This is a genomic window from Runella sp., assembly GCF_027484545.1.
Classification (GTDB): domain Bacteria; phylum Bacteroidota; class Bacteroidia; order Cytophagales; family Spirosomataceae; genus Runella.
In genome coordinates this window covers 39,731-52,124 of sequence record NZ_JAIXST010000212.1, presented here as the reverse complement: position 1 = coordinate 52,124, position 12,394 = coordinate 39,731, and the positions used below count along the sequence as shown (strand labels likewise).

At 41.6% G+C, this 12,394-nt stretch carries 12 protein-coding genes; all 12 read left to right on the top strand.

What is annotated here, in order from left to right; translation table 11 throughout:
- Positions 1–54 precede the first annotated feature (54 nt).
- The 12 genes from Q0081_RS19835 to Q0081_RS19780 all read left to right on the top strand — a co-directional run bounded on the left by Q0081_RS19835 (position 55) and on the right by Q0081_RS19780 (position 12,323).
- Entirely contained in the window at positions 55–1,221 is a 1,167-nt protein-coding gene (locus Q0081_RS19835; protein WP_298357385.1) for a 1-deoxy-D-xylulose-5-phosphate reductoisomerase, read from the top strand.
- Positions 1,222–1,518: 297 nt separating this feature from the next.
- Entirely contained in the window at positions 1,519–2,826 is a 1,308-nt protein-coding gene (rseP, locus tag Q0081_RS19830; RefSeq protein ID WP_298357381.1) for an RIP metalloprotease RseP, read from the top strand.
- A 16-nt stretch (positions 2,827–2,842) separates the two neighbouring features.
- On the top strand, positions 2,843–3,379 hold the full coding sequence (locus Q0081_RS19825; protein ID WP_298357378.1) for a DUF6702 family protein: 537 nt from the start codon (positions 2,843–2,845) through the stop codon (positions 3,377–3,379).
- Positions 3,380–3,502: 123 nt separating this feature from the next.
- Positions 3,503–3,697 (top strand): 50S ribosomal protein L35, encoded by a 195-nt coding sequence (gene rpmI, locus Q0081_RS19820; protein ID WP_028668644.1) that lies wholly within the window; start codon positions 3,503–3,505, stop codon positions 3,695–3,697.
- A gap of 150 nt (positions 3,698–3,847) precedes the next feature.
- Positions 3,848–4,192 carry a 50S ribosomal protein L20 gene (rplT, locus tag Q0081_RS19815; RefSeq protein ID WP_298357370.1) on the top strand — a complete coding sequence of 115 codons (345 nt, stop codon included), beginning with the start codon at positions 3,848–3,850 and terminating at the stop codon, positions 4,190–4,192.
- A gap of 162 nt (positions 4,193–4,354) precedes the next feature.
- Positions 4,355–4,801, top strand: a complete 447-nt coding sequence (locus Q0081_RS19810) for an HYC_CC_PP family protein (protein WP_298357367.1) — start codon at positions 4,355–4,357, stop codon at positions 4,799–4,801.
- Positions 4,802–4,879: 78 nt separating this feature from the next.
- A complete protein-coding gene (locus Q0081_RS19805) occupies positions 4,880–5,449 on the top strand; it encodes an AraC family transcriptional regulator (protein ID WP_298357364.1) in 570 nt (189 codons plus the stop codon).
- A 153-nt stretch (positions 5,450–5,602) separates the two neighbouring features.
- Positions 5,603–6,145 (top strand): DUF3347 domain-containing protein, encoded by a 543-nt coding sequence (locus tag Q0081_RS19800; RefSeq protein ID WP_298357361.1) that lies wholly within the window; start codon positions 5,603–5,605, stop codon positions 6,143–6,145.
- A 7-nt stretch (positions 6,146–6,152) separates the two neighbouring features.
- The gene (locus tag Q0081_RS19795; protein WP_298357359.1) at positions 6,153–7,223 is read left to right on the top strand and encodes a YncE family protein; all 1,071 of its coding nucleotides are present in this window, start codon (positions 6,153–6,155) and stop codon (positions 7,221–7,223) included.
- Positions 7,224–7,243: 20 nt separating this feature from the next.
- Positions 7,244–7,798, top strand: coding sequence for a DUF2911 domain-containing protein (locus Q0081_RS19790; RefSeq protein WP_298357356.1), 555 nt, complete (start codon positions 7,244–7,246; stop codon positions 7,796–7,798).
- Between the two features lie 10 nt (positions 7,799–7,808).
- On the top strand, positions 7,809–10,040 hold the full coding sequence (locus Q0081_RS19785) for a multicopper oxidase family protein (protein ID WP_298357353.1): 2,232 nt from the start codon (positions 7,809–7,811) through the stop codon (positions 10,038–10,040).
- A 27-nt stretch (positions 10,041–10,067) separates the two neighbouring features.
- Positions 10,068–12,323 carry a TonB-dependent receptor gene (locus Q0081_RS19780; RefSeq protein WP_298357350.1) on the top strand — a complete coding sequence of 752 codons (2,256 nt, stop codon included), beginning with the start codon at positions 10,068–10,070 and terminating at the stop codon, positions 12,321–12,323.
- The last annotated feature ends 71 nt before the right edge of the window (positions 12,324–12,394 follow it).

The following is a 12,394-nucleotide window of genomic DNA, read 5'->3' as shown; positions in this document are numbered from 1 at the left end:
GCACCTAAAAGCGAGAAGAATGTGTAATTTTGCTCTCGATTATTTGCTCATTGCATGAAGTTTCCTCAAAAACATTTAGCCATTCTCGGCTCAACGGGTTCAATAGGAACCCAAGCCCTCGACGTAGTAGCCGCTAATCCCGACTCATTTACGATTGAGATTCTCACGGCTCAAAACAACGCTGACCTGCTCATTGAGCAAGCCGCTCAGTTTCGACCCAATGTGGTTGTGATTGCCAATGAAGACCTCTATGACAAAGTTTTCGATGCACTCGACCCGCTTGGTATTCAAGTCTATGCCGGCAACAAGGCCATTGCTGACGTAGTTCAGATGGACTCCATTGACACTGTTTTGACTTCGATGGTAGGCTATTCCGGATTAATTCCTACCATAAAAGCCATTGAAGCAGGGAAGCAAATTGCCCTTGCCAACAAAGAAACGCTGGTAGTAGCCGGAGAATTGGTAACGGCTCTGGCCCGCGAAAAAGGCGTTAATATTTATCCCGTTGACTCCGAACATTCTGCCATATTTCAGTGCATTGTAGGCGAATTTCACAACCCCATCGAAAAAATTCTTTTGACAGCGTCGGGAGGACCTTTTCGTGGAAAAACACGCGACGAACTCTTACACGTCACTAAAGCACAGGCGCTCAAGCATCCCAATTGGAGTATGGGGGCGAAGATTACAATTGATTCTGCTTCATTGATGAATAAAGGGTTTGAAATCATTGAAGCCAAATGGCTGTTTGGTTTGGAAGCCTCTCAAATTGAGGTAATTGTCCATCCGCAAAGTATTATCCATTCGATGGTACAATTTGAAGACGGAAGTATCAAAGCACAAATGGGTCTTCCAGATATGCGCTTACCGATTCAATTTGCGTTGACCTATCCGCACCGAATTAAGGCCAATTTTCCGCGTTTTGACTTCACCCAATACCCTGCACTTACTTTCGAACAACCTGATCTGAAAACTTTTCGTAATTTGCAATTCGCATTTGACGCAATGGAACAGGGTGGCAACATGGCATGCATCGTCAACGCCGCGAATGAAATAGCCGTAGCAGCTTTCCTGCGCGACGAAATTGGGTTTCTGGAAATGTCGGACCTTATCGAAACTTGTATGCAACGCGTGACGTTTATACAGCAGCCAACGCTCAATGACTACATCGAAACCGATGCAGAAACGCGGAAAGTGGCAGAGCAATTTGTCATTTCGACGTAGGACAGGGCCAAACTACATAATTTTTACCCCTCAAAATACCAATCCTGAAAAACTACCGTTTGGAATTATCAACGGCGGCGAAGTGTTAGAAGGATTAGAGATTGATTTGAGAAACGTTTTTGAAGATATTTCATAATGAACACTATTTTGATTCGAGTCCCGAAGTGGGATACATTTATAGAAGGTGCTATCATTGGTTTGGTATTCGGAGTCCTCATTCTTGGAATAGGTTGGAATATCAACAAGTGGATTAAGAAAAACAACAATTAACCGTGCAGCAGCACAAACGAACACAGAATGGAAATTTTAATTATGGTGGGACAGTTGATTTTAGGACTGTCAATATTAGTAGGATTACACGAGTGGGGGCACCTCATCACAGCCAAGATGTTTGGAATGCGAGTGGAAAAATACTTCATCGGATTTCCGCCCAAAATATGGTCTATTCAACGCGGGGAAACTGAATATGGTATCGGCGCCATTCCATTGGGTGGATTTGTGAAAATTTCGGGGATGGTTGATGAATCTTTAGATACCAAAAACCTGACTGCTGAACCGGAACCGTGGGAATTTCGCGCCAAACCCGCCTGGCAACGTCTGATTGTGATGCTTGGAGGGATTATTGTCAATGTAATTACTGGAGTTATCATTTTTATTACCCTCACTTATTATGAAGGCCACGATTATATTGCCGCAAAAGACGTTAAATACGGAATTGTAGCCCATAAATTAGGTCAGGAAATTGGACTTCGCACAGGCGACAAAATAGTGGCCATTAACGGAAAGTCATTCGATGACTTTGCCGAAGTACGCAAAGTATTTTTAGAATCAAACAGCTATTATACCGTTGAACGCGGCGGCGAACGGATAGATGTCTATGTTCCCAATGACTTCATTGAGAAAGTTAGCGATAAGAAAAATGCGCGGGAGTTTATTGACCCTATTTTCCCCTTCAAAGTAGGGGAATTAGTACCTGCCATGCCTGCCGATAAAGCCGGGTTGAAAACAGGTGATAAAATTGTTAAACTCAATGAAACACCCATCAATTATTACCACGAAATTCAGGATGCGTTAGATAAATCTAAAAATCAAACGGTTACGCTTACTGTAGAGCGTGCGGGGCAGATGATTCCTTTACCGATAAAAGTTTCACCCGAAGGTACCATTGGTTTTTATCCTGAAAAAGATTTAAAGATTACGCACATTGATTATTCATTCGGTGAATCCATTGCAGTAGGTGCAGGAAAAGCGTTCAGCGTTGTTACTGATAACATTCGGGGATTTGGCAAAATATTCCGTGGTGAAGTGTCGGCATCTAAAGCGTTAAGCGGCCCCATCGGCATTGCACAAATGTTTGGCGGCATTTGGGATTGGGGACGTTTTTGGTTCCTCACAGGTCTTTTGTCAATGGTATTGGCGTTTATGAATATTCTTCCTATTCCTGCTCTTGACGGCGGTCACTCTGTATTGTTGATTTATGAAATGGTAACCGGTCATAAGCCTTCCGACAAGTTTTTAGAAGGAGCCCAAAAGGTAGGTATGGTCATCTTGTTAGGACTCATGGTATTTGCTTTTGGCAATGATATTTTCAAATTATTCCGTTAGCAAACCCTCTATCAATATGCTTAAAGCATTAGTTTACAGGCAAAGTACCCACTTTGTCACCCTGAAGGGGTCTATGTGGGTACTTTGCCTTACTTCGCTCCTGGTCTCTTTTCGTCTCCACGATTTCCATACCAGCATTACGCGCATGGATTTCAATGCAAAGGAGAAATCTTTTGAAATAAGCATTCGCGTTTTTACGGATGATTTTGAAAAAGCGCTTTCGAAAGATAATAACGGTCAAAAAATCGTAGTTGTTAATAATGACAAAAACGACCCCTTGGTAGAGAAATACATCCGTAAACATTTTGCCCTTCTTACCTCTCAAAAGCAGAAGAAAAACTACTCATACGTAGGTAAGGAACAGGAAGCAGACGCTACTTGGATTTACATTGAGATCCCTATGCAGGAAGCAATTACAGGTTTTTCTGTTCAAAACTCCATCATGCACGACCTTTTTGAAGACCAGATCAATTTGGTCAACCTCAATTATCAGGGTCAAAAGAAGTCGTATATCTTCAAAAAAGACGAATCTACCATCGCTTTAGGAATATAGGTAACTCTGCTATTTTTGGGTGGAATCAGAAAATCAATTACTTGATTGGTTTTCTGACTGGAAACCATTAACTTTGCATCCCAAATTTTTACTTTTTCAATTACTTTAAAAAAGTTCAGTATCATGCCAAAAGTTAAAACCAATTCAGGTGCCAAGAAGCGTTTTAAAATGACTGGCACTGGCAAGATTAAGCGTAAACACGCTTTTCACAGCCATATTCTGACCAAAAAATCAACTAAGCGTAAACGCAACCTCGTTGGCTTTACCGTAGTTGATGACACGAATATGGATCGCATCAAATTGATGCTCAAAATCTAATGGAGAGAGAAGTCAGAATTGAGGAGCGAGAATAAAAAACACTCACTACTCACTACTCACTACTCACTACCGGTTTATTGTTTCACCCGATTGTTGGTCCATAAAGTGTTTCTAAAGTAAGCCACCAACCGTCAAAAAACTAACAAAATTATGCCACGTTCGGTAAATCACGTCGCGTCGAGAGCTCGCCGCAAAAAAATCTTAAAACTGGCCAAAGGTTACTATGGCCGTCGTAAAAACGTTTGGACCGTAGCTAAAAACGCCGTTGAAAAAGGGCTTGCCTATGCTTATACAGGTCGTAAACAAAAGAAAAGAAATTTCCGCGCGTTGTGGATTCAGCGTATCAACGCTGCTGCTCGTCAAGAGGGATTATCTTATTCTGCATTGATGGGTAAAGTTCACGCCGCAGGGGTAGAACTGAACCGTAAAGTTCTTGCTGACCTCGCGATGAATCATCCTGAGGCTTTCAAGGCAGTAGTCGAAAAAGTAAAATAAGATTTGGAAAAGCGGTATGGAAGCACCGCTTTTTTTGAAAAGGTGACTGATATGTTATTGGTCACCTTTTTATTTTGTGAAACAAAATCTACCCCGTTGGTGTTGACAAATTGAATATCTTTTTATCTTTACCTACTTTTTCTCCTCGGCAAAAGTAAACGAATGAAAACGACACTCCGCAATTACTTCACTATTCTCTTGGCTCTGCTCATACTGACGGCGAGTACGGGGTTTGGTGTGATTGAGCATCACTGCATGATGCGGGGCAAGTCATTGCACTTGGCAGCTTTACAAAAAGAAGGTGCTAAGGGTTGTCAGCAAGAGCATTCAAAGTCTCCTATTTCATATAAGACTTCACTCCAAAAACAAGCGTGTTGTGACGATGACCAAAGCTACGAAAACGTAGATGTTTCGTCTTCGTTGGCACAATGGGTGGCCAAAATCCTTAAAGTAGCCAGTGATGCAGTCATTGGAGCATTCATAGCCGTATTCAAAGCAATTATTTCGCTTTTTTCCTCCGGTACGGACTCTTCTGCCCATTTATCTTCCTTTTCTTCGCTGTTTCACGGGCGAAGTCTGCTTTCTTTTGTTCAATCTTTTTTGATTTAGAGTAATCCATTTGTTTCTTCTCGTAGGCAGTCGGCTTACGGGCAATTGGTGTTTATGTCTAATCTAACTGATTGAACAATGTCTATACTATTCCATATCAAAAACATGGTCTGCGACCGCTGCAAGATGGTGGTTGAGGACTCATTTAGACAAGTAGGTGCCCACGTGATGAGTACCGAACTGGGAGAGATTCAAACCGCCGAAAATTTAAGTTCTTCTCAATTAGAAACTCTTGCTGAATTACTGAACCGACACGGTTTTGAATTGCTGGACGACAAACAAAGTCGCATCGTAGAGAAAATCAAAAATGTGGTCATTGAATTGATTCACAACCCGCAACATGAGCATTTCAAAAGCAATTTTTCCGATTATTTATCTGAAAAATTGAGCCGTGATTATAGCGGGTTAAGCACGTTGTTTTCTACTCACGAAGGCAGTACCATTGAGCAATACATCATTCGTCAAAAAATTGAGCGGGTCAAAGAGTTATTGATGTACGACGAGCAAAGTCTGAGCCAAATTGCCGATGAGCTACAGTACAGCAGTGTAGGGCATTTGTCTAATCAATTTAAAAAAGTAACAGGTCTGACACCCAGTCAATTCAAACAGGCAGCGGCGAAAAATCGCCTTTCCTTAGACCAGGTTTGAGAATCCAAAATGATGTAAAACATTGCGATAAATGTGTAAAGTTCTACAGGCCGTCTCCACATACCTTTGTATGGTACAATAAAATAATACCTATGAAGCCAAAGATGGACATCATAGAAATTGTAGGGTTAATTTTAAATTAAACAAAAAAACATGAAAAAGACATTCATTTTTGCCATGCTTATTTTTCATTCAGCATTTATTATCAGTCATTCTCGTGCAAATGTAGCCTTAAGTAACAATGCTGCTAAGGCAGGGATAATTACCGACATTAAAGTTCAAATCAATTCCTTGTTGGTTCATTATTATGGTATAAAAGACGCTTTGGTAGCTACCGACGGCAAAACAGCGCAACAAAAAGCCAACGATTTTTTGCAGGAATTTACCAAAATTGATGTCGCCAATATGACCAAAGAGCAACACGATTTGTATATGCCATTGGCCCCCAAGATTAAATTGGATGCCGAGTTCATTGCCAAAACTCAAGACACCGAGCAACAACGCGCCCGTTTCAACGATTTATCTAACAATCTTTTTGCAGTTTTGAAGGCACTGAAAATTAACGACAAGCCGGTGTATCAGCAGTATTGCCCTATGAAAAAAGCGTACTGGTTGAGTGATAATTCGGCCATCAAAAACCCATACTACGGTAAAATGATGCTGACTTGCGGAAAAGTAACCGAAACTTTAAACTAATATTCCTATGAAAAGATTTATCAAAATTCTCGTAGTGTGGATAAGTAGTTTTATCGTCTCCGCCTGCATGGATATGGGTTCGGCAACGCCCAAACTGAATATTGATTACCCGGCAGCTTATGTAGTAAATGGGGAAAGCAGTACCCTGTCCATCATCAATCTCAATACCAATGAGGTAACGGATTTGGTGCAGCTTACAGATGGAATGACGGGCATGGCACATGGTTCAGGGATATTTTTGGCCTATCCGCACCACATTTACTTAAATCCTGCTCAAAACCAAATCGCTATTGCCGACCCCGGTATCAACCTGAGCGGCGGACACGGCGCCGATCCTACTCATAAAAGCACAGCAAAAGTGCTGATTGTGGATGCGGTGAAAGGACAAAATATCAAGCTGATTGAACTCCCGAAGATGAACCACAACGCCATTTATACCCCCGATGGTAAAGAGATTTGGACTTCACAAATGGATCATGATGGTAAAATTTTAGTCTATGATGCCACCACATACGCCCTTAAAAATACCATTAAGGTAGGTAAAGAACCTGCTGAGATAACATTTTCGGCAGATGGCTCCATTGCTTTTGTTGCCAACGGCGAAGAAAACACCGTTTCTGCCATTCATCCCACTACTAAAGCTGTTACGGCTACGATTTCGGTGGGCAAAAATCCCGTAGGTGCGTGGATGGGTGCCGATAATCGGATGTACGTGGACAACGAAGATGGACAAACTGTTTCAATCATTGACGTAAAGACGTTGAAAGTAGTAGAAACCGTTGAGTTGGGTTTTATGCCGGGATATGCGGCCTACAATGCTGAATTGAAAGAACTTTGGATAACCGACCCAATAGTAGGAAAAGTACATTGGTGGAAGCAAGACTCTAACGGAAAATTTGCGCATGGTGGCACGTTGATAACTGCCGCCGGAGCCCACGCTATTGCATTTAAAGGTTCAACTGCTTATGTAACCAATCAGGATGCCGCTTCAGTATCTGTCATTGATGCAATGAAACATACAAAAATCAAAGACATTAAAGTAGGGGCAAAACCCAACGGAATTGTTTTGAAATTTTGAACTTACAACTCAAATTTATTATGAAACTTTTAATCATTTTCAGTATTTCTCTTTTTTTAACAAACGGTTTGTTTGCCCAACACGAGCATCTAAAAGCGGACACTACTAAAACTGCTGCTAAGCCTAAAAGCCCACGTTTGTCAGCAATGGCGATGGTGGGTGACAATCACGTTCATATTGATTACGGCTCGCCGAGCGTCAGGGGTCGTACTATTTGGAATGGTTTGGTTGCCTACAATCAGGTGTGGGCAACGGGGGCGCACAAAGCCACTTGGATTGAATTTTCAAAAGATGTGATGATTCAAGGCAAACATATCTCGAAAGGGAGGTACGGCTTTTTTACGATTCCAAATGAAAAAGAATGGACATTGATATTAAGCAAAACATGGGACATGCACTTAGCTGACGATTATAAGCAGGAAGATGACATAATTCGACTGACTGTAAAGCCCGCAACAAATAAAGAATTAGTGGAGACACTAACGTACGAAGTCCTTCCAATTAAATCAAACAAAGGTGAAATCAAAATGAGCTGGGTATATCTAAGTGTAGCGTTTACATTTGAAAGCATGTAAACTATTGATAATGAGATTTTTAGCAAACATTTTTATTTTTTTAGTTATTTTGATTCCTGTTTTTGCCCAACAGAAGCAGTATTCCATGCCCGTACCTCAAAAAGGTGGTACAAGTAAACCCAAAGTAGTTCATTACGATTTATATATTCGAGACACTACCGTACTATTTGGTAACAAACCCAAAAGAGCCATTGCCGTAAATGGGCAAATACCTATGCCCACCCTGACTTTTACCGAAGACGACACGGCAGAGATTTACGTTCATAACGAACTGAACGAAGAAACGTCTTTGCATTGGCACGGTTTGTTTTTACCCAATCAATATGATGGTGTGCCTAACCTGACACAGATGCCAATCAAACCACATACAACGCATTTGTATAAGTTTCTTATAAGTCAGCACGGCACCCATTGGTACCATAGTCATTCGAGTTTACAGGAGCAAATCGGTATGTATGGCTCCATGATTCTGAACAGAAAAGACGAATCCGATCTCCCCACACTGCCCATTATATTGAGTGAGTGGACAGATATGAAGCCCGAAAACGTGCACCGTATGTTACACAATGCTACTGATTGGTTTGCGATTCAAAAAGGCAGTACACAAAGCTACACCGAAGCCCTGAAGAAAGGCTATTTTAAGACTAAAATTGTCAATGAGTGGATGCGAATGAATGCCATGGACGTGAGCGATGTTTATTACAGCAAATTTCTCATCAATGGCAGGAATGAAAGTCAACTTACACAATTTAAAGCCGGTGATAAAATCCGATTAAGAATTTCAAACGGTGGAGCATCCACTTATTTCTGGCTTACGTATGCAGGTGGTAAAATAACGGTTGTGGCCAACGACGGTAATGATGTAGAACCCGTTGAGGTAGATAGATTAATTATCGCTGTTTCAGAAACCTACGATGTCATTGTTACCATTCCTGACAAAAACACTTCCTATGAGTTTTTAGCTACGTCTGAGGATCGAACAAAATCCGCCTCCTTGTTTTTGGGGACCGGTAATAAATTAAAAGCCAACCCGTTACCAAAACTCACCTATTTTGAGGGCATGAAAATGATGAATGGGATGATGAAGATGAATGGTGATTTGGACGATATGGGAATGAGTATGAGCTTAAATCAAATGGACATGAACATGGTCATGTATCCCGAAATTACAGGTTCTCCTTCCTCCGACACGGCAACTGATAAGCATGCAATGGGGCAATCACAAACAACTGTTACGTTGAACTATGCTATGTTGAAATCGCCCACAAAAACCAATTTATCAAAGAATGCTCCGGTTAAACAACTGCGTTTTGAATTGTCAGGAAACATGAATCGTTACGTGTGGAGTTTAAATAATAAAGTGGTTTCGGAAAGCGAACGCATTCTAATAAAAAAAGGGGAAACCGTGCGGATGATACTTTACAATGGTTCAATGATGCGTCACCCTATGCACTTACACGGCCACGATTTTAGGGTACTCAACGGACAAGGTGATTATGCTCCTTTAAAAAATGTCATTGATATCATGCCAATGGAAACTGACACCTTAGAATTTGCTGCTACCGAGAGCGGTGATTGGTTTTTTCATTGTCATATTTTATACCATATGATGGCAGGAATGGGGCGAATTTTTAGTTACGAAAACAGTCCAAAGAACCCTGAAATTCCCCATCCTAAGCTGGCCAAGCGCAAATTATTTGCCGATGACCGAACATTTCATTTGATGGCAGAGAATGGTTTTGAGACAAACGGCAATGATGGCGAAGCAATGTACTCAAATACAAGTTGGAGTATAGGTACAGAGTGGCGCTTGGGCTACCATGATAAACACGGTTACGAAACCGAGACCCATATCGGAAGGTACATCGGTAAAATGCAATGGTTAATGCCGTTTGTGGGCTTTGATTGGCGTTTCCGAAAGCTCGGTTTTGATCAAAAAGAAACAAATCTTTTCGGGCAAAGCAACACCAAAGATAATCGAGCAGTGCTTAGTTTTGGGGTGAATTACACGTTGCCCATGCTTATCATTGCTCAAGCCGAAGTGTTTACTGACGGCAATCTACGCTTTCAGATAGAGCGAAAAGACATTCCGATTAGTAGTCGCCTGCGAATGAACTTAATGTGGAATACCGACAAAGAATACATGGCCGGACTTCGCTTCATTATTAACAAAAACGTAGGGTTTTCAACCCATTACGACAGCGATATGGGCTTTGGCGCAGGTTTCTCACTTAATTATTAGAAATTTTTAATTTTAGAAAATGTTGAAATGAAAACAAAAATAGCTGTCCTTTTTATACTTATTACTCATTGCTTTTTACTCACTACCTTAAACGCACAACGCGTAACAGGAACCGTTTATGAGCGTAATGAAGCAGGGAAAAAATCGGCCTTAGTGGGGGTAAATGTATTTTGGAGCGGTACCTCGTTGGCTACAATCACAGATTCCGTAGGAAAATTTAACATTGCCCGTTCGGCTAAATCTAATGTATTGGTTTTGAGCTATATTGGATTCAAAACCGACTCCATAAAGGTAACTTCCGAAAGCAATTTCGAAATCGTGATGAAGCCTCAGGGACAGTTGGGCGAGGTCATAGTTCGAGCTACATCCACTCAAATCGATCGACTGAATCCCATTCAAACCGAAATCATTACCACCAAAGCATTGGCTAAAGCGGCTTGCTGCAATTTATCCGAAAGTTTTGAAACCAATGCTTCCGTTTCAGTAAGTTACAGTGATGCCGTGACGGGTGCAAAGCAAATTCAATTTTTAGGATTAGGTGGCCAATACGTCCAAACCAACGTCGAGAACGTCCCCACCATTCGCGGGTTAGCTTCGACTTTTGGGATGAATTACATTCCCGGAACATGGATTCAGTCCATTGACGTAGCCAAAGGTGCAGGTTCGGTAGTCAATGGCTACGAAAGCCTGACGGGTGCCATCAATGTGGAATTAGTGAAACCCGATGCACGCGAAAAAATGTATTTCAATGCGTATGTCAACCATTTAGGCCGTGGAGAACTCAATTTAAATATCAATCGTAAGTTATCCGAAAAATGGTCAACGGGTTTTCTAACCCACGTCAGTACTTTGCAAAACCGCATTGACCACAACGGTGATGGATTTATGGACTTACCGCTTTATACACAGTTCAACGGAATAAATCGTTGGCAATACAAAAGCGACAAAATTATGGTGCAATTTGGGGTAAAAGCATTGGCCGAAAATCGGATTGGCGGTCAAATCGGGTTTTACCCTTCTGAGCACCGAGGAACCGCCAAATTTTATGGGTTTGGTAACCAAACCAACCGAATCGAGTTGTTTTCAAAAACGGCAAAATTATACCAAGACCAACCTTATAAAGGATTAGGATTGATTCTGAATGCCTCACAGCATAATACAGATTCCTATTTTGGATTTGCCAATTACGACGGTCGCCAACGGACGCTGTACGGAAATTTAATTTACCAGTCCATTATCAGCAATACTAATCATCAGTTTAAAACGGGGTTGAGTTATCTGTTGGATGATTACCGTGAAACGTACAAGGATAGTTTGATGACTCGAACCGAATCAGTTCCGGGAGCGTTTTTTGAATATACCTTCAATCATTTGGAGAAGTTTACCCTCGTAGCCGGCTTACGTGCTGATTATAATAATTTGTTCGGTGCCTTTGTCACGCCGCGCCTGCACGCACGTTGGCAACTTTTGGAACACACGGCTCTACGCATATCAGCGGGACGAGGGCAGCGGACTCCCAATGCTTTCGCTGAGAACTACGGCTATTTGGTTAGCGGGCGAGCCGTTCGTTTTTGGGGAGGAAGAATCAATCCCGAAGTTTCCTGGAACTACGGCATCAGTCTAACCCAAACTTTTCACTGGTTTGATAAACACTGGGATGTGGTGGTGGATTACTACCGCACCAACTTTCAAAACCAACTTATTGCCGATACTGACCACGCCACTCCGTTGGCGTCGCATTTATATTTTTACAATCTGAAGGGAAAATCCTACTCAAATAGCTTTCAGGTTGAACTGAATACGTTGTTATCAAAACGTACTGAAGTGAAATTGGCATACCGTTTGTTTGATGTGTGGCAAACCATGGGACAGCCCGCCAACGATGTACGTTTGATGCAACGAATGATGATTCCGAGAGAACGTATCCTTTTTAACATTGGATACACCTTGCCTTATGATAAGTGGAAAGCCGATTTAACCTTCCAATGGAACGGAAAAGCGAGAATAAATGACCCCATGAAATCCTTACAGGCAACTGTTGATCGCAAACCTATGCCTATTTTGTATTCTCAATCGTTTATAAACATAAACGGACAAGTATCCAGAGCATTCAAAAAGTTTGAGGTATATTTAGGAGGAGAAAATTTAGCGAATTTTAAACAAATGAATCCAATCATTCACGCAGAAGACCCGTTCAGTAAATATTTTGACGCAGGTCAAACGTGGGGCCCGGTAGTAGGGCGGGTAATTTATGCCGGCATAAGAATAAAAGTAAAAGACTAAAGTAAAAATCAATTTTCACAAACCATCCCTTATAACCCCAAGGCATGGACAACAAAAAAACTCCCCTTCGG

Coding starts and splice junctions, on each gene's coding strand:
- rseP (WP_298357381.1), top strand. CDS start 1,519: ATGGAAATTTTAATTATGGTGGGACAGTTGATTTTAGGACTGTCAATA.
- rpmI (WP_028668644.1), top strand. CDS start 3,503: ATGCCAAAAGTTAAAACCAATTCAGGTGCCAAGAAGCGTTTTAAAATG.
- Q0081_RS19795 (WP_298357359.1), top strand. CDS start 6,153: ATGAAAAGATTTATCAAAATTCTCGTAGTGTGGATAAGTAGTTTTATC.
- Q0081_RS19780 (WP_298357350.1), top strand. CDS start 10,068: ATGAAAACAAAAATAGCTGTCCTTTTTATACTTATTACTCATTGCTTT.
- rplT (WP_298357370.1), top strand. CDS start 3,848: ATGCCACGTTCGGTAAATCACGTCGCGTCGAGAGCTCGCCGCAAAAAA.
- Q0081_RS19810 (WP_298357367.1), top strand. CDS start 4,355: ATGAAAACGACACTCCGCAATTACTTCACTATTCTCTTGGCTCTGCTC.
- Q0081_RS19800 (WP_298357361.1), top strand. CDS start 5,603: ATGAAAAAGACATTCATTTTTGCCATGCTTATTTTTCATTCAGCATTT.
- Q0081_RS19790 (WP_298357356.1), top strand. CDS start 7,244: ATGAAACTTTTAATCATTTTCAGTATTTCTCTTTTTTTAACAAACGGT.
- Q0081_RS19835 (WP_298357385.1), top strand. CDS start 55: ATGAAGTTTCCTCAAAAACATTTAGCCATTCTCGGCTCAACGGGTTCA.
- Q0081_RS19785 (WP_298357353.1), top strand. CDS start 7,809: ATGAGATTTTTAGCAAACATTTTTATTTTTTTAGTTATTTTGATTCCT.
- Q0081_RS19825 (WP_298357378.1), top strand. CDS start 2,843: ATGCTTAAAGCATTAGTTTACAGGCAAAGTACCCACTTTGTCACCCTG.
- Q0081_RS19805 (WP_298357364.1), top strand. CDS start 4,880: ATGTCTATACTATTCCATATCAAAAACATGGTCTGCGACCGCTGCAAG.